At 66.8% G+C, this 21,244-nt stretch carries 16 protein-coding genes; 10 read left to right on the plus strand and 6 right to left on the minus strand.

The window, feature by feature from the left end:
• Positions 1-90 precede the first annotated feature (90 nt).
• Together ACFTSA_RS11790 and ACFTSA_RS11795 are read right to left on the minus strand one after the other, a co-directional pair.
• Positions 91-2,058, minus strand: a complete 1,968-nt coding sequence (locus ACFTSA_RS11790) for a helix-turn-helix domain-containing protein (RefSeq protein ID WP_377951446.1) — start codon at positions 2,056-2,058, stop codon at positions 91-93.
• A gap of 637 nt (positions 2,059-2,695) precedes the next feature.
• Positions 2,696-6,124, minus strand: coding sequence for an SNF2-related protein (locus ACFTSA_RS11795; RefSeq protein WP_377951447.1), 3,429 nt, complete (start codon positions 6,122-6,124; stop codon positions 2,696-2,698).
• Between the two features lie 248 nt (positions 6,125-6,372).
• Here ACFTSA_RS11795 and ACFTSA_RS11800 point away from each other — a divergent pair, with 248 nt between their 5' ends.
• The 7 genes from ACFTSA_RS11800 (at position 6,373) to ACFTSA_RS11830 (ending at position 15,318) form a co-directional block, all read left to right on the plus strand.
• Positions 6,373-7,251, plus strand: a complete 879-nt coding sequence (locus tag ACFTSA_RS11800; protein WP_377951448.1) for a hypothetical protein — start codon at positions 6,373-6,375, stop codon at positions 7,249-7,251.
• Between the two features lie 203 nt (positions 7,252-7,454).
• Positions 7,455-9,176: an Ig-like domain-containing protein gene (locus ACFTSA_RS11805; protein ID WP_377951450.1), complete on the plus strand. Its 1,722-nt coding sequence runs from the start codon at positions 7,455-7,457 to the stop codon at positions 9,174-9,176.
• A gap of 190 nt (positions 9,177-9,366) precedes the next feature.
• On the plus strand, positions 9,367-10,389 hold the full coding sequence (locus ACFTSA_RS11810; RefSeq protein ID WP_377951452.1) for a LacI family DNA-binding transcriptional regulator: 1,023 nt from the start codon (positions 9,367-9,369) through the stop codon (positions 10,387-10,389).
• Between the two features lie 151 nt (positions 10,390-10,540).
• Positions 10,541-11,836, plus strand: a complete 1,296-nt coding sequence (locus ACFTSA_RS11815; RefSeq protein WP_377951454.1) for an extracellular solute-binding protein — start codon at positions 10,541-10,543, stop codon at positions 11,834-11,836.
• A gap of 86 nt (positions 11,837-11,922) precedes the next feature.
• On the plus strand, positions 11,923-12,882 hold the full coding sequence (locus ACFTSA_RS11820) for a carbohydrate ABC transporter permease (protein ID WP_377951456.1): 960 nt from the start codon (positions 11,923-11,925) through the stop codon (positions 12,880-12,882).
• 1 nt (position 12,883) lies between these two features.
• Complete coding sequence (locus ACFTSA_RS11825; RefSeq protein ID WP_377951458.1) at positions 12,884-13,762, plus strand: carbohydrate ABC transporter permease; 879 nt, start codon at positions 12,884-12,886, stop codon at positions 13,760-13,762.
• Between the two features lie 32 nt (positions 13,763-13,794).
• Positions 13,795-15,318 carry a glycoside hydrolase family 32 protein gene (locus ACFTSA_RS11830; protein ID WP_377951459.1) on the plus strand — a complete coding sequence of 508 codons (1,524 nt, stop codon included), beginning with the start codon at positions 13,795-13,797 and terminating at the stop codon, positions 15,316-15,318.
• Positions 15,319-15,522: 204 nt separating this feature from the next.
• Here the strand turns inward: ACFTSA_RS11830 and ACFTSA_RS11835 are convergent, their stop codons facing one another.
• Positions 15,523-16,035, minus strand: a complete 513-nt coding sequence (locus tag ACFTSA_RS11835) for a hypothetical protein (RefSeq protein ID WP_377951461.1) — start codon at positions 16,033-16,035, stop codon at positions 15,523-15,525.
• 190 nt (positions 16,036-16,225) lie between these two features.
• Here ACFTSA_RS11835 and ACFTSA_RS11840 point away from each other — a divergent pair, with 190 nt between their 5' ends.
• Together ACFTSA_RS11840 and ACFTSA_RS11845 are read left to right on the plus strand one after the other, a co-directional pair.
• On the plus strand, positions 16,226-16,726 hold the full coding sequence (locus ACFTSA_RS11840) for a sigma-70 family RNA polymerase sigma factor (protein ID WP_377951463.1): 501 nt from the start codon (positions 16,226-16,228) through the stop codon (positions 16,724-16,726).
• Positions 16,723-17,406 carry a zf-HC2 domain-containing protein gene (locus tag ACFTSA_RS11845; RefSeq protein ID WP_377951465.1) on the plus strand — a complete coding sequence of 228 codons (684 nt, stop codon included), beginning with the start codon at positions 16,723-16,725 and terminating at the stop codon, positions 17,404-17,406. Before ACFTSA_RS11840 ends, ACFTSA_RS11845 begins: the two co-directional genes overlap by 4 nt.
• Before the next feature lie 45 nt (positions 17,407-17,451).
• Here ACFTSA_RS11845 and ACFTSA_RS11850 read toward each other — a convergent pair whose 3' ends face one another.
• Together ACFTSA_RS11850 and trmB are read right to left on the minus strand one after the other, a co-directional pair.
• Positions 17,452-18,258, minus strand: a complete 807-nt coding sequence (locus ACFTSA_RS11850; protein ID WP_377951601.1) for a DUF1206 domain-containing protein — start codon at positions 18,256-18,258, stop codon at positions 17,452-17,454.
• A 128-nt stretch (positions 18,259-18,386) separates the two neighbouring features.
• Positions 18,387-19,319, minus strand: a complete 933-nt coding sequence (gene trmB, locus ACFTSA_RS11855) for a tRNA (guanosine(46)-N7)-methyltransferase TrmB (protein WP_377951467.1) — start codon at positions 19,317-19,319, stop codon at positions 18,387-18,389.
• Positions 19,320-19,506: 187 nt separating this feature from the next.
• Here trmB and ACFTSA_RS11860 point away from each other — a divergent pair, with 187 nt between their 5' ends.
• Entirely contained in the window at positions 19,507-20,748 is a 1,242-nt protein-coding gene (locus ACFTSA_RS11860) for an FAD-dependent oxidoreductase (protein ID WP_377951469.1), read from the plus strand.
• An 18-nt stretch (positions 20,749-20,766) separates the two neighbouring features.
• Here the strand turns inward: ACFTSA_RS11860 and ACFTSA_RS11865 are convergent, their stop codons facing one another.
• Positions 20,767-21,081, minus strand: coding sequence for a hypothetical protein (locus ACFTSA_RS11865; protein WP_377951471.1), 315 nt, complete (start codon positions 21,079-21,081; stop codon positions 20,767-20,769).
• Positions 21,082-21,244 lie beyond the last annotated feature (163 nt).

Below are 21,244 nucleotides of genomic sequence, written 5' to 3' on the forward strand. Positions count from 1 at the left end.
GTTCCAGAGCCGTGTGAGGTGGCCTATGGAGGTTTCTGCCACATTGGCAGTGGGAACATGTGCGTCAGAACCACATCGGTGCGGGCTGGCTCAACGTAATTCGCCGCCGATTCCGGCGGATTGCAGGCGCCAGAGCCGCAGGGCCACGTGGATGTCCAGGGACCGGCCGCCCCGGCGCCAGCTCGCGCCGAGGACAGTATCGATGCGCTCCAGTCGCTGGCGGAGCGTGTTGGGATGGACGTGCAGGGCCTCCGCCGCTGCCGTGCCGGACGAGTCGTTCTCCAGGAAGGTCCAGGCGGTCAGGACCAGCTGCGTTCCCCGGCGGCTGTCGTAGTCCAGCAGCGGTCCGAGCTGGGCGGTCAGCAGTTGGGCGGCGAAGGGGCTGTCCATGGCGCCCAGCAGCATCCCGGCCGTGCCGAGGGCAGCCCGGTCGGCGGCCTCGCCGTTCCGGGACAGCGCCTGCAGCGCGCGAAGCACGGCATCGGCCTCGGCGTGGGCCCCTGTCAGCCGGGAAAATCCTGTCACCGCCTGTGACGATCCAACGCTGGCTTGGATGCGCTGGTGCTTCAGGGCATCGACGATCGACTGCCCGTTGTCTGCCCCGCGGTCGCCACCCGGAGTACCGCCGCGTGGCGCGGGTGGCTCGATGACGCACAGATGCGATTCGTGGAGGGCGGTGATCCCGGGACGGTCCTGTGCAAGCCGCTTCAATACTGCGAGGGCCCTTTGCCGCTGGTCCTCCCGAACACCCACCACCCGGACCACCAGCGGGGTGTTGTCTGCCAGGCCGAACCTCCCGGCCCGCCGTTTCAGCGCTTCCGTATCCTCAGACCGCGGATTCAGGAGTTCGTCGATGAGCTCCAGCTGCAGCCGGTACTGCGCGTCCTGGAAGGTCCTTTCAAAGAGCAACGCAGCACTGAGGACCAGGGCGCTTCGCTCGAGCACCGCGAGCCGGTCCTGGCTGATGTGGCCGGCAACGATCAGCGAGGCCAGATGCTGGTCCCCGGCAACCGCGGACATCACCGTGTACCTCCGGCCTTTCACGGTGAAGGGCATGGGCAGCGTCCGAGCCGCCGAGACCTCCGCGGCGCCCAGCGCGGCAGGGCTGCCGAAGTCCGGGTTTGTGCCGAGCCCTGCCACGGGCTCGCCCATGGGCGAAACCACGAACACCTCGCTGTCCATTGATTCGGCCAAAAGCAGCATGAGGTTGGGCAGGCTGTTGGCGGACGCAAGGGTCTCCATCAGCCGCTGATCGAGTGAGGAGAGCTCCTCCAGGGCCTTCACATGGGCCAGATTTTGCCGCTGGGCCTGGTCCAGCCGGGCCAGGGCATCGGCCATTTCGGTGAAGTGACGGGCGTTCTCGAGCGCAACGGCGGCGTGGGTGCCGATGGATTCCATGAGCGCGACGTCGTCGCTGCTGAAGTTGTGGGCGTGCCGGTCCGCAACAAGGAGCGCGCCGATCACCTTGCCTTCGGCCCGCAAGGGGACTCCCATTATGGCCTTGACACCTTCTGCCGCGACCGCCGCGTCACTCGACTCTAGGTGCGTCTTGGTCTGGTCACTCAGGTAGTCCGCGGATTGCGAGGGGGCTTCACCGGTGGCCACCGCACCGAGGACACCCTCACCCAGGGGCATGCGGATGTTCCGGAACAGTGCCGTGGCGGCACCGTCAGTCACCCGGATGTACGATTCTCCGGAGTCGTAGTCGTTCAGGCTCAGATAGGCGATGTCGCTGCCGATGAGCGAACGGGTTCTGCGGACGATAGCCTTCAGGACGGCTTCAACATCCCGAATGCCGGTGAGGTCCGTGGCGGTGTCGTACAGGACGCGGAGCAGGCCCTCCCGCCGGCTGGCCTCCCGGAGCCTGGCGTTGAGGCTGCGGGCGGCTGCTGCCGTCTGCGGATCGAGCCGGCTCTCCTCCTGCATGGCTGCAAGGTGTGTTTCCAGGGCCTCGGCAGAGATGCCTTCGCCCAGAAGTGCCAAAAGCCGCCCCAGCGTCATCCCCTCCGAAGGGGGAGCGGCGCCGGTACGGACGGGCGGACTGTGTTGGGCACCCATAGTGCCAATGGTAGTGTCTGCCCGGCACGATCGGAGTTCCCCCATGGTTGCTTCCGGCCGGGGTGCGTACAGCAGCGGGAGCCCGGGTAGTGCGGGCGGGAAAGACGCGTAGTCCGCCCCCGTGACTTACCGGAGCCCCGCGCCGTTGAATGGTCTGACACAGCGACGGAGGAGGCGGCGTGGAAGGGTGCGGGCCATGAGTTCCGGACTGGCGTCAGCGGTGCAGTTCGCCGGGTCCCTGCCGGGGTCCATGTTGCTCCTGCTGGGGCAGGCCGTGGTGGTGGTGTGCGCCTGTTCCGACATGGTCCGGTTGCTGTCAGTGCCGCGTTCCCACCGGCGGTACCTGGCCAACACGGTCTTCCGCACACTGGCTGTCCCGGCGATCCTGGCCACGGCCGTCAGGGCGCTGCTCGATGCTGCCTCCGGTGTGTGGCCGAACGTCACGGCCGGGATGTTCGTGCTGGTGGTCCTGATCTACCGGTGGCGCACCGACACCGACGAGGACAGCTGGTGGAAGGGCAAGGGCAAGGGCAAGGCGCTGGGGCGGTGGTTCAGCAGGCGCGCCGCCTTCGGGCTCCGGCCTGCCCCGGCCGCCGCGATGCAGGACGGGGTCCCGCCCGGCAGCCTGCCCCGGGCGTTAGTCGTTGAAGAGTCCCGCCAGGTCCTCCGCGGTGAGTGCACCGCCGGAGAGCGCGTCGCCCTCCATCACGTCGGCGAACAGCTGCGACTTCCTGGCCTTGAGCGCCATGACCTTTTCCTCGATGGTGTCCTTGGCCACCAGCCGGTAGACCATGACGTTCCTGGCCTGGCCGATGCGGTGCGTGCGGTCAACCGCCTGCGCCTCTGACGCCGGGTTCCACCACGGGTCGAGCAGGAACACGTAGTCCGCCTCGGTCAGGTTGAGGCCGAAGCCGCCGGCCTTGAGGCTGATCAGGAACACCGGCGCCGCGCCGTTCTTGAACTCATTGACGACGTCGGATCGGTTCCGGGTGCCGCCGTCGAGATAGCAGAACTCGATGTTCTCTTCGATGAGGCGCTCGCGGACCTTGCCCAGGAAACCGGTGAACTGGCTGAAAATGAGGGCCCGGTGGCCCTCGGCCACGAGGTCCTCCAGCTGCTCGAACAGCACGTCCAGCTTGCTGGACCGCACGCCGGACAGGGACTCATCCACGAGCGTTGCGTCCAGGCTGAGCTGGCGCAGCAGCGTCAGCGACTGGAAGATGGTGAAGCGGTTCTTGTTCACGTCCTCGATCAGGCCCAGGATCTTCTGCCGCTCGCGCTGCAGGTGGGTCTGGTAGACCTTTTGGTGCCGCGGATTGAGCACCACCTCGAGGACCTGTTCCTGTTTGGGCGGCAGGTCCTTGATGACCTGCTCCTTGGTGCGGCGCATCATGAGCGGACGGACCCGACGCCGGAGCTTGTCCAGCTGCCCCTTGTCACCGTTCTTCTCCACGGGCTTCTGGTAGTACTCGGCGAACCGCGACGGGCTGGCGAACAGCCCCGGCGCCACGATGGAGGTCAGGGCCCAGAACTCCATGAGGTTGTTCTCCAGCGGGGTGCCGGTGATGGCCAGTTTGAATGCCGCCGGCAGCTTGCGGGCGCACTGGTAGGCCTTGGACTGGTGGTTCTTGACGAACTGCGCCTCGTCCAGCACCAGTCCGGCCCAGCGTTGTCCTGCATAGGATTCGTAATCGATCCGGAACAGTGCGTAGGACGTGATGACGATGTCCGCCCCGGCCATGGCCTCGGCGGGATTGGCGCCGCTCTTGGCGAACGTCTCGCCGACGGCGCGGACCGTGAGGCCGGGAGCGAAGCGGGCGGCCTCGGCCTCCCAGTTGCCCACGACGCTGGTGGGGGCCACCACCAAAAAGGGCGTGCCGCCGTCGTCCTCTGCTCTGGCGTCCGCGGCCTGGGGGTTCGCTTGCCCAACGTCAGCGGAGGACGCCGCGTGTTCCTTGGCCGCGCACATCAGGGCCAGCGCCTGGACCGTCTTTCCCAGGCCCATGTCGTCGGCGAGCACGCCGCCGAGGCTGTGGCGGTACAGGAAGCTCAGCCAGTTGTAGCCTTCCAGCTGGTACGGCCGCAGCTCGGCATTAAGCGTGGCCGGCAGCGGCAGGCCCTGGACGCCCTCCTCCAGCAACCCGCCCACCGCGGTGCGCCAGGCGGCCGCCTGCTCGTCCACGATGCCCAGCTGGGCGAGCTCATCCCACAGGCCGGCCTGGAACCGGCTGATCTGCAGGGGTGCGTCCTTGTTGTCCTGAAGGCTCCGGGCCTCGTCAATCAGGGCCCGCAACTGGTGCAGCTCCGGCAGGTCGAGGGAGAAGTACGCTCCGCTGGGCAGCAGCATGCGCGTCTGCCCGGCGGCGAGGGCGGAGAAGAGGGCCGCGAAGGACACCGGCTGGCCCTCGAGGGTGATCACGATGCCAAGGTCGAACCAGTCGCGCTGGTCCGTGGCCTTCGTGGAAATCGCCACCACCGGCGCCTCCTCGGCCTCTCGGTAGTCCGCGATGTCGCCGGAGGTGTCCACGTCGACGCCGGGTGTGTTCCGCAGCTTGGGAAGCACTTCCTCGGTGAAGGCCAGGGTGTCCAGCCCGCTCAGCTCCGCGGTGGCCGCAAGCCGCGGCGTGCCCCAGCCGCCGGTGGCCGACTCGCCCAGCTTGGGCACTACGTCCCACGGCTGGCCCACAGCCTCCAGGATCCGGGCCTCGGCCGGATCGTCACGGTAGCCGTGGTCGCCGGGGTGGCGCCAGAGCGGCTGCGCGGTGACGATGGTCCCGGACGTGTAGTGCCACTCCCAGTGCAGGCGCACGCGGTGGTCGGTGCCGTAGTTGGCCAGCAGCGAGAGCGTCGGGACGGCGAGCTCGGGCAGCTCGACGGACTCGTCCGCCGCCGTCACGCGCGCGGTCTGCTTCAGCTTGGGGTAAAAGCCGGTGAGGAAGCGGCCTTCATCGCGTGCCGGGATGTGCAGGGTGCTGCCCGCCGTGACGAAGGCCAGTAGCTCCTCGCTCAGGCCGCTCTCCAGCGGGGCAAGCGTGATGGTTTCGTCCGCGGCGACCCCCGGCAGCGCATCCCCGCTGGTAGTGAGGAAAATGCCGTGCGCGGGGCGGCCGATGGTGCCCACCGACGCCGGATCAACCTCGGTCCCGTCCACAGTGATGGTGGACGCGAGCTCCAGGCCGCCGTCCTGGGTACCGCTTCCGTAGCGGCCCAGGTTCAGGCCCACCGCCGCGGGCTCCGCCGCCACCTTCACGGGTTCCTGGCCGCGGCTGTGCACCAGCGCGACGCCGATCTGCCGGGCCTCCTCCAGCAGTCCCCACAGGTTCTTGCCGGCAAACGTGTTCAGCCCCAGCCAGAGGGACGACGACGAGTACGCCCGGTTGGCGCCGGCGGTATGCGCGGCGAGGAAGGTCTGCAGCCACTCCACATGCGTCTGGTTGCACTCGCGCTTGAAGCTCAGGTAGCTCAGCGTGTTCCAGGAGACGTCGCCGCGGATCCATTTGCCCTTGGCACCCAGGATCACCGGGCGGGCCTTGAGCTGGCGGACGCTGCGGAGCGGATCCCGCCGGCCGGTGTAGGAGAAGTGCGGGGCCGGCTCCTCCACCTCGAACTGCAGGGCCAGGGGAGTGCCGCCGGTCTGCTGGGCAGGGCCGGCCTGCGAAATCAGGGGGCTGAGGGCCTGCTCCCAGTCCGAAAGCGCCGGCAGCGACTTTTCCCGTGACACCCGCGAGACGTCGGCGGGGGACAGGAGCTGTACCCGCACGGCCGGGTTGTCTTCGGCCGCGAACAGGAGCGCGGCCACGTGCTTGCAGTCCTTGCGGACAGGGCAGCTGCAGACGCCCACGGTGCAGCTCCAGCCGCCGCCCTTGCGGACCAGCTTGGCCGTGGTGGAATACGGCACTTCGGAGCCGCCGCGGACCTTGCCAAGCATGAGGCCGGTGGCGGCGTCGAACGAGATCCCGGAGACGCGGCCGCCCATGGCATAGGCGAGCCCGGCCGCGAGGGAGCGGTCGTTGATCGCGGGGGTCTGGATTGCCAGTGCCGCACTGTCGTCCGGTTGGGAAGGCATGGGTGCGCGCTACTTTCGGCAGGTCGAAAATCTGCAGGTTATCTGATCCATCTTAGTCGGGCGGGAGGGGCCCTCAAATTTGCCGCCGCCCGCCGTCGGGCTCTTCTGTTTTTGTCGGGTTTTGTGCCTCAACGGGGTAGGGGCAAACTTCGCCTGACGTTCACTTCGCCCTAAACCTGCCGGCTGCCGGCGGCGCGTACGTTGGAAGGGTCCTCAGCATCACCGGCTTTCTGCAGTAAGGATTTCCCATGACTTCCAGCGAATACCCCGTTGTCCTGACCGTCGGCGCCGCAGGCGGCGACAGCGGCAGCGATGCAGAGACAGTTGATTCCAACGTCGCCGTGGTGAACACCATGTACCAGGAGCTGCTCGGTCCGGGGGAGATCGCACCCAACGCCCTGCGCAGCTACTTCGTTGACTTCTACCTCACGCAGTCCCTGGGCGGCGGCTTTGCGCAGTATGTCTTCACCGCCCCGGACCGTGAGGAGCTTGACGCCTACGTCCGTGAAGGCCTGGAAGCCATGGGCGCCGCCAGGCACGTTGACCTCTTCGACCGGACCGCGGAGGCATTCGACGCCCTGTCCGAGGAGGAGGCGGACATCTACCTGGACGGCGAGTCCGACGCCGGGGAGGACGGCGAGCTCCCCGAACGCGTGCAGGCCATGGAGGACCTCGACGCCGAATTCGAATCCCTCCTCGAGACCGAGGACATCGTGGCCCTCAACGCGGCCTGGCTGCGCGGTCAGGAGGGCCTGCTGGTCCTGAACGACGACGAGCTCACCGCCCACATCGCCAAACGCGTGGCGGCGCTGCCGGACCTTGAAGAGCGGCGCGCCGAGGCCGAGGAAGAGGCTCTGGAGAACGCCCCGGAATTCGAGGTGATCATCCGCGAACTGTGCGACATCGCCGGCTACGAGCTGCAGAAAATCACCATGGGCGACCCGAACTACGACCACAACGGCGAGACGGTGCTCGCATGGCGCTTCAGCACTGACCACGGCGACTTCCTCATGATCGAGGAAGACGACGAGGCCTTCATGCTTAACCCGGAGACCAAGGAAATCGTGGCCGCCGTCGAGTTCGAAGAACTGGACGGAGACCTGGATGAGGACCTCGTAGAGGCGTAGCACCTCGCGGCCGGCCGGCGTTTTCCAGCGCCGGCCGGACCGCCCGTGCGCCGGCCCTGTTGAGGGGTCGCCTAGGTTTTGTTTAAAGGTTTCCGCAGGGTGGCGTCCAGATACTGGCTTTCTCTTCAGATCATGGACCTGAAGAGGATCACCTCGCTGGGTCTCAGCCGGGTGAAGTCTGGGGCCTTTGAGGGGAGCTTTCCATGAAACCTGCAAGAAATCGTCCACGTCTCGCGGCTGCGATCACGGCCGGCGCGCTGGTTGCGCTGGCCGTTCCGACCGCGGCAGTTGTTCCGGCTTTCGCCGTCATCAGTGACCCGGGGACGCACATCATCACCGTTTTCCCGGAACGGGATATGGTCTCGGCCGAAGGTTACGCCGCCGGCGACCGTCCCACGATCCAGGTGCTTCGCGGCGGCGCGGTCATCGGTACGGCGTCCAACCTGGTGCCCGTGGGCGGCATCGTTGAAGTCAACCATCCGGGCGGAGGATGCTGGGAGGGAACCACTCCGGACATCCGCTCCGGTGACGTGATCCGTGTTCTGACAGCGCCCGACGTCGGTGACCAGACGTTCGTAGGAAACGTCGCCGTCACGCAGCCGGCCACCAAGATCAACGCCGGCACCGTGATCATGAAGGGCACCGCAGTTGCACCCGGCGGCGGTCAGCTGCCGGCGGACCAGCTGGAAGCCAGGATCGTGGCAGCCAACCAGTCGTTCGCACTGAACGGGCGGCGCACGCTGCGTGCCGGCGCTCCGGGTTCAGGGGAGGACGGCACCGTTGTGTACGACGGCCCGGGCCTCACCACGTGGACGGCCACCTGGACGGGCCTCACCGGCGTTGGTACGGACGGCGTGACCGACGCAGACCGCGCTACAGCCGCCAACACCTCCGAAAGCCGGGGCATGTGGCTGGGACGCAACGCCGCCGTCGGCAACGAAGTCACGATTTTCGAGTACGCCGCGATCGGCGGCCCGGCCGCACCCTGCACCGCACCACTGGCCAAGGGGCCGAGCACGCCTGACCTGACGGCCGCGAGCGACACTGGCCGGTTCAACACGGACAACATCACCCGCAGCACCACCCCGAGCTTCACCGGTGCCGTCGCATTGCCGGACGCTGCGAGCGTCAACCTCTACATCGACGGTGTGGCGAGCGGCTCGGCATCGGTCGCCAACGGCAGCTACTCGATCACGTCCAACCGGGCGCTGGCCAGCGGCCGCCACACGGTGACGGCAGGCGAAGTGAGCCCGGGCGGAGTCGAGACACGCTCCAACGGCTCGCTGGCCGTCACCGTTGACACCGTGGCACCCGTGGTTACTGCCAAGGCGCCCGCCATCAACTCGATGATGGCCAGCCAGACGGCCAATGTCACGGCAACCTTCAGCGAGCCGATCGCGGGCTTGGGAACGGCTTCCTTCACCCTGAAGAACTCGGCAGGAGCGCTCATCGCCGCTCCGGTCACGTGGAACGCCACCACCCGGGTTGCCACCCTGAACCCGAATGCAACGCTGGCGGCCGACCGGAAGCACACGGCATCGCTGACCGCGGGCATCACGGACATCGCGGGCAACCCGATCGCCGCCAACTCGTGGGCGTTCACCACGGGACCGCGGCCGGTTGTGACCGCCAAGTCCCCGGGCACGAACGCCACCGCTGTGAGCCGCACGGCCAACGTCACGGCGACCATCAGTGAGAACGTGATCGGCGTGTCCAACGGAACGTTTGCCCTCCGGAACGCCGCCACCGGCGCCCTGGTGAGCTACGCCGTCAGCTACAACGCCACCAGCCACGTGGCCACGCTGAACCCGAATGTGACCCTGGCGGCCAACACGAGGTACACGGCCACCATTTCCACCAGCATCAAGGATGCCGGCGGCAACCCGCTCAGCGGCCTCTCCTGGAGCTTCACCACAGGACGGTAACCGGGCAGCACAGGAACCTCCGGCCCGGCGCCGCCCGAAAGGGCAGCGCCGGGCCGGACCCATGCCCGGTGGTTGGGCCTGTCGGGTGTTGAGCATACAGCAGTCCCATCCGATAGTGACGATTGACACATGCAAAACGTTTTGTGTATTCTCATTTCCACCGAACCAAAACGTTTTGCAAAGGAAGTCGATGACGACGCGAGTAGGGATACGTGAAGTGGCGAAGGCCGCGGGAGTCTCTGTGACCACCGTTTCCCATGCCCTCAACGGCGCCACCAGCTCCCGGGTCAAAGCGGAAACCCAGCAGCACGTCCGGGACGTGGCCAGGAACCTTGGCTACGCCCCCAATCGGCTCGCCAGCGGGCTGCGCAACCAGCGCTCCCAGATCCTGGGCCTGGTCAGCGATGAGATCACCACCACGCCGTTCGCCGGGGCCATGATCCGCGGAGCGCAGGACGCGGCCTACGAACGCGGCTACGTGGTCATGGTGGTGAACTCAGGGCTGGACAGCGAGCTCGAACACCGCGAAATCACCATGCTTCAGCAGCACCAGGTGGACGGCGTGGTGTACGCCCGGCTGTACCACCAGGGCGTCGACCTGCCGGCTGCGCTCTCGGGGATTCCCACCGTGCTGCTGGATGCCGTCACCGGTGACCCGGCGGTCTCCTCCATCGTCCCGGACGAGGTCGACGCCGCCGAAACCGCCGTCGAAGCCCTCATCGCGGCCGGACACACGCGGATCGGAATGATCAACAACGTGGACGACATTCCCGCAAGCCACGGCCGGCTGAAAGGATTCCACAACGCCCTGGGCCGCCACGGCATCGAACACGATCCGCGGCACCTCGTCATCACCGTTCCGGAGACCTCGGGCGGCCGTGAGGCCGCCCTGGGTCTCCTCAGCCAGCCGGACGGGCCCACAGCGCTGTTCTGCTTCAGCGACAGGGTGGCCATGGGCGCATACCAGGCGGCCGCAGCGCTGGGCCTGAGCGTCCCGGAGGATGTTTCGATCGTGGGCATCGACAACCTGGAGCTCATCGCCGGCTCGCTGTGGCCGGGGCTGACCACCGTGGCCCTGCCGCATTACGAGATGGGGCGGTGGGCGGTCAACCGGGTTCTTGACGACATCGAGAACCCGGGGACGCCACCGGAGCAGGTGCGGCTGGCCTGCCCCCTGATCGAACGGGGATCCGTAGGGCCGCCCAGGACCTGACCGGATTCCACCAACCACGAGCAATACAAACAGTTCGTCCCGAACCCCGGGTCCGCCTGAAAAAGGGACGCAGCCGTTGCAGCGGCCGCGCCCCTTCCGGACCCCGGGGCCAATCATCCACGCGCAAAATCAGCAGAAAGACTGGACCTTCATGAACAAGCGATTCACACGGATCCTGGCCACCAGCATAGCCGCGGCGGCACTCATGGGCAGCCTCGCTGCCTGCGGCAAGGGCAGCGCGTCCGCCACTTCCGAGGGTGGCAACGAAATCACCATGTGGACCCACAACGCGGGTAACCCCGATGAACTCGCGGCCATCAAAGCCATCGTCGACAAGTACAACAAGAGCGGCGCCGCCAAGGCGCAGATCAAGGTGCAGGCGTTCCCGCAGGAGTCCTACAACGACTCGGTGGTCTCGGCGGCCGCTGCCGGGAAGCTGCCCTGCATCGTGGACATTGACGGGCCCAACGTGCCCAACTGGGCGTGGGCCAAGTACCTGGCGCCGCTGAAGCTCTCGGCCGATCTGTCCAAGAACCTGCCCAGCACCGTCGCCAAGTGGGAGGGCGAAACGTACGCGGTGGGCTACTACGACGTCGCCCTGGCCATGCTGGCCCGCGCCTCGGACCTCAAGGCCGCCGGAGTCCGTGCGGCCACGGTGGAAAAGCCGTGGACCAAGGAGGAATTCCAGGACGCGCTGACCAAGCTCAAGGCCCTGGGCAAGTGGCAGTACCCCCTCGACATGGGGACGGCCGGCACCGGAGAGTGGCTGCCCTACGCGTACTCGCCGCTGCTGCAGTCCTTCGGCGGAGACCTCATCAACCGCGACGGCTTCCAGTCGGCGGACGGTGCCCTCAACGGTGACAAGGCCGTCGAGTGGGCCGCGTGGTTCCGGGGACTCGCCGACCAGGGCTTCATGGCCAAGAAGAGCGGCAAGGATTCCACCCAGGACTTCCTGAACAACAAGAGCGGCATTGTCTACACCGGCTCCTGGGCCGCGGACAAGGCACGCAAGGCACTCGGCAAGGACCTGGCCGTCATGCCTTCCGTGGACCTCGGCAACGGACCGAAAATCGGCGGCGCCTCGTGGCAGTGGGGCGTGACCAGCGGGTGCAAGAACTCCGAGGCCGCGATGGACTACCTCTCCTTCTCGCTGAAGCCTGAAAACATTGCCGCCGTGGCCAAGGCCACCGGCACCATTCCGGCCACCGACGAAGCCGCGGCCCTGCTCCCCGCCTTCGCCGAGGGCGGCGAAAACCGGGTCTTCATGGAACTCTCCCGCCAGCAGGCGCTCATGCGCCCCGAAACGCCGGCCTACCCGTTCATCGCCACCGAGTACGGCAAGGCCGTTCAGGACATCCTGGCCGGGGCAGACCCCAAGACTGTCCTGGACAAGGCGGTCAAGGCGATCGACGCCAACATCAAGTCCAACGGCGGCTACAAGAACTAGCCGGCCGCCGGAGCGGGGGGACGACGGCGGGCGGCACCTGCCGCCGTCGTCCCCCCTCCCGGCACTGACTGTCAACGGAGACTCCCATGACAACCACCCAACTTCGCTCCCGTACCTCCGCCGTGCCGGCGCCGGGCGGAACCACGCCGGCGGCAGCCCGCCGCAAGCGCCCCGGCCACCTGCGCGAGCAGCTCAGCGGCTGGGGGATGATCGCACCCGCGGCGGTCCTCCTGCTCGCCTTCGTGTTCCTGCCGGCGATCCTCGGCTTCGGCCTGGCGTTTACGAACGCCCGCCTCATCTCCCCGCGGCCGGTGGAGTTCGTCGGGATGGACAACTTTGCCCGGCTCTTCACCGACCCCACATTTTGGCGGTCGCTCCTGAACGTCAGCTACTTCGCCGTGGTGGTGGTGCCGGTGCAGTCCGGGCTCGCCCTGGCCATGGCACTGCTGATCAACAAGAAGTTCCGCGGCGTGAACTTCTTCCGCACCGTCTACTTCCTGCCCGTAGTGACGTCCATGGTGGTGGTGTCGCTGCTCTGGCTTTTCATGTACCGCAAGGACGGCCTGATCAACGAGCTGCTGTCAACGTTCAGCTTCGGCCTCATCCAAGGGGCGGACTGGCTGAACGACCCCGCCACCGCCATGCCGGCCATCATCGCGCTGTCCATCTGGCAGGCCGCCGGCTTCCACATGATCATCTGGCTGGCCGGGCTGCAGAGCATTTCCGGAGAGCTGTACGAGGCGGCGCAGCTGGACGGAGCCAGCCGCTGGCACCAGTTCCGGTACGTCACCTGGCCGGGACTGAAGCACACCCGCACGCTGGTCCTGGTGACCATCACCATCCAGGCGCTCGGCCTCTTCGACCAGGTGAGCGTCATGACGCAGGGCGGCCCGCTCGACTCGACCACCACCATCATCTACGAGGCGGTCCGCTCCGGCTTCAAGCAGCAGGAAACCTCCTACGCTTCCGCCATCTCGCTCGTATTCTTCGTCCTGGTGCTGCTGGTCTCCGCGGTCCAGCGCTACCTGACCCGAGAGAAGGACTGACGTGAAAAACGTGCTCCGCCTCAATTCCATCGGCGCCATGGCCGTCCGCATCCTGTTCGCGGCCGTCGCCGCCTTCCCCATCGTGTTCATGCTCGTGTCCTCGCTCAAGCCCGACCAGCAGATTTTCGGCGACATGTCCTCGGTGGCGGCGTTCCTGCCCATCGGCAACATCTCGCTGGACAACTACACCGCAGTGTTCGACCGGGTTCCGGCGGCGCGCTTCCTGATCAACTCCGTCGGTGTGTCCGCCGTGACAGTGGTGCTGGGAATCTTCATCAACAGCCTCTGCGCCTTCGCGCTGTCCCGCATGCAGGTCCGCGGCAAGCGCATCGTGTTCACGGCGATCCTGGCCACTCTGATCGTGCCGTTCCAGACGCTCGCCCTGCCGCTGGTGTGGTGGGTGAACCAGCTGCCGTACTTCGAACTCAACGGCTTCAGCCTGGAGATTTCCAAGGGCTGGCTGGACACCTACCAGGTGCAGATCATCCCGTTCATCGCCAACGCGTTCTCCATCTACCTGTACCACCAGTACTTCGAGTCCATCCCCAAGGAACTGGACGAGGCAGCGCGGATCGACGGCGCCGGCTGGTTCAAGATCTACCGCCGGGTGGTGATGCCCCTCGCCGGTCCCGCCACGGCCACCGTCGCCATCCTGACGTTCCTGCCAGCCTGGAACTCCTACCTGTGGCCGCTCATGGTGGTGCAGTCCGAGGAACTGCGCCCCGTGATGATCGGCATCCAGTACTTCTTCCAGCTGAACGTCTCCTGGGGTGAGGTCATGGCCTACGCCTCGCTGATCACGGTTCCCGTGGTGGTCCTCTTCATCGCGTTCCAGCGCTCCTTCATCAACAGCATCGCCTCCAGCGGTGTCAAAGGCTGACCCAGCCCCACTTTCCAGTTCGAAAGCGAATCATGACTTCCCTGAATGCAACGCCCGCCCTCGACTGCCGGTACCGGCCCAAATGGCACTACGCCGCGGAGCGCAACTGGCTCAACGACCCCAACGGGCTGGTGTACTCCAACGGCGTGTACCACCTCTTCTACCAGCACAACCCGTTCGGTGATGTGTGGGGCAACATGTCCTGGGGGCACGCCACCTCGGCGGACCTGCTGACCTGGGCCGAGCAGCCGGTGGCCATCCCCTGCGACGAACAGGAGGCGATCTTCTCCGGATCGGCCGTGGTGGATGCGCACAACACGAGCGGTTTCGGCGTCGGGGGAGTGCCCCCGCTGGTGGCGGTCTACACCAGCGCCTACTCCCCGTCGTCGCCGCTGGCGGGCCGGCAGGCACAATCCCTCGCGTACAGCACCGACGACGGCGCCACCTGGACCAAGTATGCGGGGAACCCGGTGCTGGACCGGGCGTCCGCCGACTTCCGCGATCCCAAGGTCTTCTGGTACGACGGCGACGCGGGCAGCTACTGGGTAATGGCCGCCGTCGAGGCCGTCCGGCATGAGGTGGTGCTCTACAAGTCCGCCGACCTCAAAACGTGGGAGTACCTGAGCACCTTCGGCCCGGCCAACGCCACGGGCGGCGTCTGGGAATGCCCGGACCTGTTCGAACTGCCCGTGGACGGCGATGGGGGGAACACCCGGTGGGTCCTCGTGGTGAATCTGAGCCCCGGCGGGATCGCCGGCGGCTCGGCGGGCCAGTACTTCCTGGGAACGTTCGACGGCGTGACGTTCCGTTCCGAAACCACGGTCACCGAGGGTACACAGACCGACGACAGCCGGATGCAGGACTACGGCTGGCTCGACTGGGGCCGGGACTACTACGCCGCCGTCTCGTTCAGCAACGCCCCCGATGGGCGCCGCCTCATGATCGGCTGGATGAACAACTGGCAGTACGCTTCTTCGACACCTTCCCAGGGCTGGCGCAGCGCCATGTCCCTGGTCCGCGAGGTCCGGCTGGAGACCCGCGACGGGCGCACCATGCTGGTGCAGGCCCCGGCGGACCCCTTCGACGCGTCCGGGACGGAACTGTTCGCCGCGGGCCCGGAACAGCTCGCGGACGGCGTGCGGTGGCTGCCCGCCGAGGCCTCCGGGGATGTGCTGCGCATCGATGCCGAGTTCCGGCCGGGTTCCGCCGGCAAGGTGGGGCTGCTGCTGCGTGCGGGCGAGGCCGGCGGCGTGCAGGAGCGGACAGTGCTTGCCTACTCTTCTCTGACAGGCGAGCTCAGCCTGGACCGCACCGCGTCCGGGAACGTCGGCTTCCATGCCGACTTCCCGTCCGTAGAGCGTGTGCCGGTTGCCCTGGACGGCAGCGGCCTGCTGCGGCTCAGGATCTTCCTGGACCGCTGTTCTGTTGAGGTTTTCGCCCAGGACGGTCTGGTGACCCTCACGGACCAGATCTTCCCCGCGGAGTCCAGCACCGCCGTCGGACTGCTGGCCGAAGGGGACGGCGCCGCCCTCGTAACCCTCAGCGTCACCGGCTAGCTCCTGCGCTGCTTTCATCCCCGACCGTGACCGTTTTGAGGCGCTCCCCAATTGGCGCCTCAGAACGCAAGGTCCACGCCCGGTTTAGGCTGCGGCCCATGCCAGGAGGGTATTGGCCATGGGCCGCAGGCTCGGGTGGTCCCTGCGCCGGCTCCGATGGTAGTGCCGGCGCCTCCGGAGAGGCGCCGGCCAAACCCGCAGGCCTTACTTGATCATCGTCCCGTCGGGTGCCACGAGGTACCAGACGTTGCCGACGCCCTGGCCGGTGATGTCGCCGGGGGCCTTGTCCTTCTGCCACAGGTAGACGGGCATGCCGTTGACCGTCACCTGCTTCTTGCCATCGGGTGTATCAATGGTGCCGACCTTTCCCGTCACACCCTCGACCTTGGGGGTGTCCGTGGCAGCAATCACCGGAGGCCACTTCACGAGGCACTCGCCCAGGCAGTTGCTCTTGCCGGAATCCTTGACGTCCTTGGTGAAGTAGTAGACGCTCATGCCCTTGCCGTCCACCACGATGTCACCCTTGCTGGACGATGCGGTCTTGAGGTCCACCGTGGCGCTGTCGCTCGAGGCCGATGCGCTGGCGCTGGTCGCCGGCGACTCGCTGGCCGGAGCCGCCGCCGTCGTGGTGGTGGTTGTACCGGATCCGCCGCCACATGCCGTCAGTGAGGCGGCAAGGGCCATAACTGCGAGGCCAATGCTCAGTTGCTTCTTCATGTGCTGCTCCTTGGCTCGGGCCGGCAGACTGGGAGACCGGCGCTATTTGGAATGACGCACAAAGGTGAAGAATGGTTCAAAGAATCTGACGCTGACCGGAATTGAACTTTTCGCCGGCTGCCGGCGTCGTATTTGCCAGGAAGGCCGGCCCGCTCGGACGGCTTCATAGGTCATTGCAGGGAGGCCGAAAGTGCCGCTGGATGAGGACTTGGTTGCAGCGATCTACCGCGAGCACGGAACGGCACTGCGCCGGTTTGTGCTCAGTGCTTCCCGCGACCCGCACCTGGCCGACGACATTGTGCAGGAAACAGTGCTCCGTGTCTGGCAGCAGGCGCCCAAGGTTACAGGCAGCATGCGCAGCTACCTGTTCCGGACTGCCCGGAACATCATGATCGACAACTACAGGAAAGCCCAGCGCCGGCCGCTGGAAGCCGAGAACCGTGACATCGCGGACCCCGAGGAAGCCACCGGACGGGTTGACGACCTGCTGAACAAGGTACTGATGGAGGAAGCGCTGCTGCGGCTGAGTTCGGAGCACCGGGATGTGCTGGTGGCGCTGCACTACCGGCGGTTCACGGTAGGCGAGGCGGCAGTGCAGTTGAACATTCCGAGCGGAACGGTGAAATCCAGGGCCTTCTACGCGGTGAAGGCCCTGCGGACAGTACTCGATGAAATGGGTGTGGAGCGGTGAACGGCAAGGAAGTCCATGAGTTGCTGGGGGCGTACCTGCTGGGCGGGCTCGATGATGCGGACAGGCTGCGCTTCGAGGACCACCTCAAGCACTGCGGCACGTGCCGCAGTGAACTGTCGGATCTGGAATCCCTGCCGGGACTGCTGGATGCCCTCCCGGTTCCGGAAGCCGTGGCGCTCGCCGTCCCGGCGGCCCGTCGGCCCGGATCAGACACCGCGTCCCCGGACCAAGCCCCCGTCCCCCAGCCCGTTCTGGACGAACTGGCGGCCCGCCGTCGTAATTCCCGACGGCGGCTGACGGCCCTTGTGGGGGTGGTGGCGGCGGCCTGCCTCGCGCTGGGATTTGCGGCCGCGCCGCTCTTTGATCCCGCCGACAAGCCTGATGCCAGTTACTCGGTCAAGGCCGACACCGGCATGCAGGTCACGGTGGGCATGGTCAAGAAGACCTGGGGCACCGAACTGGCCGTTGACGGCCGGAGCCTGCCGCAGAACGGCCGGCTTTCACTCTGGGTGAGGGACCGTGCCGGGGTTGAGGACCGGGCGTGCGCGTGGATGGCGACACCCAGCGGACGGGTCCGGGTGACCAGCGCTACGCCGCTGCAGTACACGAGCATCGCCAGCGTCGAGGTGCGGAACGACCGGCAGCAGACCATTGCTGTCATTGCCGTGCCGGGCACCTGAACCTACGGGCACCTGAACTGCGCGGTTCCTTGGCAGCCGGCGGACTCACATTTTGGCGAGGCGGGCCCGCACCACCGTGAAGACGCCATAGCAGATGAGCCCGGCGCCCACCGCGGCCAGCACGTACACTCCGTAGGGCTGTTCCCGCAGTGCGCGGAGGCCGCCGTCGAGACCCGTCGACTGCTCGGGGTGGACGGTGACGGTGGCGATGACCACCAGCAGGCCCGTCACAAACAGGGCGACACCCTTGGCCACATAGCCCGCCATCCCGAGGACGGTGATGGCTTTGCGGGCACCGGGGGTGGACGGCGGATTGATGTGCTCCTCAAAGGATTTCCTGAACCCGCGGACCGCGTAGACGACGCCGACGACGGCCACAGCCGCACCGATCAGCACCAAAAGCAGGACGCCGCCCGGCGCCTTCATCAGATTGACCGTGAAGTCGCTGGTTGATTCCCGGCTATCCTGGCCTGCGCCGCGCGCGAAGGCGGCCAGGGTGAAGGCCAGCCCGGCATACACAACAGCCTGCGCCCCGGCCTGCAGCTTCTTGCCGGCCTTGTGCTTGGTGGGCAACCGTTCGAAGTCGAAAATGGCGTCCCCAGCCTGCCACAGGGCAAGGGCAATACACCCGGCGAAGCTCACCCACAGGAGCGCGGGGCCGGCGGGCTGGTTGGCCAGTTCGGCAACGGCGCCGCTCACATCCGCGCGGCCGCCACGGCCCCGGGCGAGCCCGAAGGTAATGAAGCCGATCAGGATGTGGAGCACACCGCTGGCCGCAAATCCACCGCGGGCCAGCATTTCGAGGGGCTTGGAGTTCGTGACGTCCTCGGCCTTGCCGGCTGCGCTTCTCAGTTCTCGTTTGATGATCGCTCCTCTGCGCCGGCAGCTGCTGTGGCACAACACCACACGCTTATGGTGCCACGGCGGGGCGCCGGGGAACAGAGTCCCCGGATGGGGATGGGCCAGGGGGTCCGGCGGGGCTAAACCCGCCGGTAGCAGAGGTCGAAAATCATCCGGCCTGCCTCGTGCGCCTTGTTCTCGAAGCTGGTGCGGATGCGGCCCTCGAAGCGGGGAGCCCAGCCGCCCCTTTCGTCGATGCCCTCGTTGGGTCCTGTGTGTTCCGTGCTCACGGGAGCCCGCCCTTCCTTGACCGGCGCGCCGCCCACCAGCGATTCGACGCCGGTCTGCCACACGTGGGTGAGCGGACTCTCGGGGCCGCTGCGCTCGCCGTTGTGAAGGTTTTCGAACGCCTCGGATCCGGCGAGCACGTCGCGGACATGCACGGCGTAGTTGGACCAGTCCGTGGCGATGCGCCAAAGGCCGCCCGGCTTCAGCGCTTTGGCGGCGAGCTCGGCGAATTCGGGCTGGATGAGGCGGCGCTTATGGTGCCGGGACTTGTGCCACGGGTCCGGGAAGAAGACCCACAGTTCACTGACAGAGCCGGGCGGCAGCATGGTGGCCAGGACCTCGGGGGCGTTCGCCTCGACGACGCGCACGTTGGTGAGGCCGCGGCTGTTGATCTTGATCATGGTGTTGGCCAGTCCGGGAGTGTAGACCTCCACTGCCAGGAAGTCCTTGTCCGGGTTTTCCTCTGCCGCATGGCAGACGGCGTCGCCCAAGCCCGAGCCGATCTCGACAATCAGCGGTGCCCGGCGCCCGAACTCGGCTTCGGCGTCGAACGAATAGTCGGGGTGGACCGATGTGTTGGCCACATGGCGGGGCACGTCGATGGCCCAGCGGCCGGAATGCTCCTCCCAGGCAGCCTGGCGGCGTCCCTGCAGCCGGGTTCCACGGCGGACGAAGCTGACCGGCCGGCCGCCGTAGGTTCCATAGGATGCCTGGCTTCCCGGTGTGACCGGCCTGGGCTGGTTCGGATTTGCCGGCGGCTGCGGGGATTCGGGAGTTTCGCTCATCCCTTCCAGAATACCGGCGGTTTTCGGCGGGCTTAGCCGGTTACGCCGTACCGCGGCGCGGCGTACAGTGTTGCTATTCCTCCGGCCGCCCGAGCGAAACGCTCATGAGCCGCCGTTCGTCCTCCCCAGGGACGTTTCCCGCCTCGACGGCGGATGAGTGCATGACAACACAGCTTCAGGAAACGCCATGGAACCATTCCCCTCCGAACCCGCGCATTCCCCGGGTTCCATAGCCATCCTCGGCGTGGGGCCCGCAGGGCTGGTACTCGCCATAGCCCTCGCCCGGCGCGGGCTGCCCGCAACGGTCATCGAGCGTGACGTCCCTCCGGACGTGGCCCCGAGATTCAATCCGGACCGCTCCTACACCATCGATATCTCAGGGCATGGGCTCAAGGCACTCCGGCACATCGACGCCACCGCCGAGTTTGACCGCCGGATGTTCCGTTTCAGGGGACTGAAAATACCGGGCCGTGGAACGGAGGAATGGACCCTGCCCGGGTGGACCGGGTCCCGCGGCGACATCCTCCGGGCACTCATGGCTGTCCTGGGCCAACATACGGACCGGGTGGCACTGGAGTTTGCAACCAACGTGGAAAGCGTCGACCCATTCACGGGTTCACTGACGACCCGACAGCGGTCCGGGGAATCGATGGCCCGGAGCTTCGACTTGATCGTGGGTGCGGATGGGGCGGGCTCCACTGTCCGTTCGGCGCTTCAGGCCCGGGTTCCCGGGTTTACGGTCACGTCTAAGTCGTTTCCCAACTACTGCACGATGATCGAACTCGATAACGTTGGCGGCCGGCTGGACAAGAACTATCTTCACGGCCTGTCGACCAGGCCCTTCTGCGTGGCCGGCGCGATCCGGGGAGATACGGGGCCGGACTCCGCCAGATGGTTCTGCGCTGTCGGCACCAAAAATCCGATCGAATTTACCGGCCCGGCCGAAGCCCGCAAGTTCCTCCGGGACCGGTGCCCGCGGGTACTCGAGTTCGCGGGCGCGGAACAGGTAGCGGCATTCGCCGGCAGGACGTGCTACCACATCGGCCGCAGTCTGAGCTGTTCCCGGCTCCAGGGCGGGAAGGCCGTCCTGATCGGGGACGCCGCAGCGCCGTACCCGCCGATCGGGCAGGGCGTTAACGGAGCCATGGAGTCGGCCATGGTCCTCGACCAGTGCATTCAGGATGCCGGGAGTTCACCTGTTCAATTGGTTGATGCGGCCGCACGCTATTCGGCCCAGTGGAAGCCGGAAGCTGACGCCGTGTCCTGGATCAGTGAGCGAAGCCTCTTCGAAAACCGGTTCCACACGGTGCGTGCGCTGGCCACGTCAATGCTGGGCCTGAGCATCTTCGAGCAGGCCAAGAGCGCGGAAGTGCCATACTCCCAGGTCCGGCGCCGCGCCGAGCGACTGTGGCCGCTCTGGGCCCGCTGACCCCGGCGGGCCGGCTGATCACGAGAACGCATCAAATTCGCCGATGAACAGCGGCAAGAGAAGTATGGCGGCCGCCACGGCTGCCGCGATCAGGCCGGCGACACCTGTGCGCCGCACACCGGTTCCTCGAATTGACCGTCTAACGGCAAGGATCCCGAAGATCAGGGAGAACAGCGCAAACAGTGCAGGGAGACTGTAGAAGACGACGTTCGCCACCCACTCTTCCCCATTGCTGCCGCTGTCCGGCCGTGTGAACAGCATGGCCAGCATCGCCGGATACAGGCTGACGAAGGCGCCCGGCAGGACCAGGACGCCGCACACCAAGCTGGCCACTGCAAGGCCGTACGCGTCAGGTCTCTGGTAGCCGCGGCCCTGCAGTGGTGGCGGATCGCCGGACCCCGGTGCCTGCTAAAAGCTCATGGTTTCTCCTTCCTGGGCTGGGCCGGGTTGGCTCCTTGCATTGCTACGTGCCGACCAGACTATTGGCGGCCATGTT

This window comes from Arthrobacter sp. NPDC057013, from assembly GCF_042674585.1.
In the GTDB taxonomy this organism is placed as follows: domain Bacteria; phylum Actinomycetota; class Actinomycetes; order Actinomycetales; family Micrococcaceae; genus Arthrobacter.

Excerpts from the sequence above, each read along its gene's own strand:
- ACFTSA_RS11790 (WP_377951446.1), bottom strand. The coding sequence starts at position 2,058 with ATGGGTGCCCAACACAGTCCGCCCGTCCGTACCGGCGCCGCTCCCCCT.
- ACFTSA_RS11795 (WP_377951447.1), bottom strand. The coding sequence starts at position 6,124 with ATGCCTTCCCAACCGGACGACAGTGCGGCACTGGCAATCCAGACCCCC.
- ACFTSA_RS11800 (WP_377951448.1), top strand. The coding sequence starts at position 6,373 with ATGACTTCCAGCGAATACCCCGTTGTCCTGACCGTCGGCGCCGCAGGC.
- ACFTSA_RS11805 (WP_377951450.1), top strand. The coding sequence starts at position 7,455 with ATGAAACCTGCAAGAAATCGTCCACGTCTCGCGGCTGCGATCACGGCC.
- ACFTSA_RS11810 (WP_377951452.1), top strand. The coding sequence starts at position 9,367 with ATGACGACGCGAGTAGGGATACGTGAAGTGGCGAAGGCCGCGGGAGTC.
- ACFTSA_RS11815 (WP_377951454.1), top strand. The coding sequence starts at position 10,541 with ATGAACAAGCGATTCACACGGATCCTGGCCACCAGCATAGCCGCGGCG.
- ACFTSA_RS11820 (WP_377951456.1), top strand. The coding sequence starts at position 11,923 with ATGACAACCACCCAACTTCGCTCCCGTACCTCCGCCGTGCCGGCGCCG.
- ACFTSA_RS11830 (WP_377951459.1), top strand. The coding sequence starts at position 13,795 with ATGACTTCCCTGAATGCAACGCCCGCCCTCGACTGCCGGTACCGGCCC.
- ACFTSA_RS11835 (WP_377951461.1), bottom strand. The coding sequence starts at position 16,035 with ATGAAGAAGCAACTGAGCATTGGCCTCGCAGTTATGGCCCTTGCCGCC.
- trmB (WP_377951467.1), bottom strand. The coding sequence starts at position 19,319 with ATGAGCGAAACTCCCGAATCCCCGCAGCCGCCGGCAAATCCGAACCAG.
- ACFTSA_RS11860 (WP_377951469.1), top strand. The coding sequence starts at position 19,507 with ATGGAACCATTCCCCTCCGAACCCGCGCATTCCCCGGGTTCCATAGCC.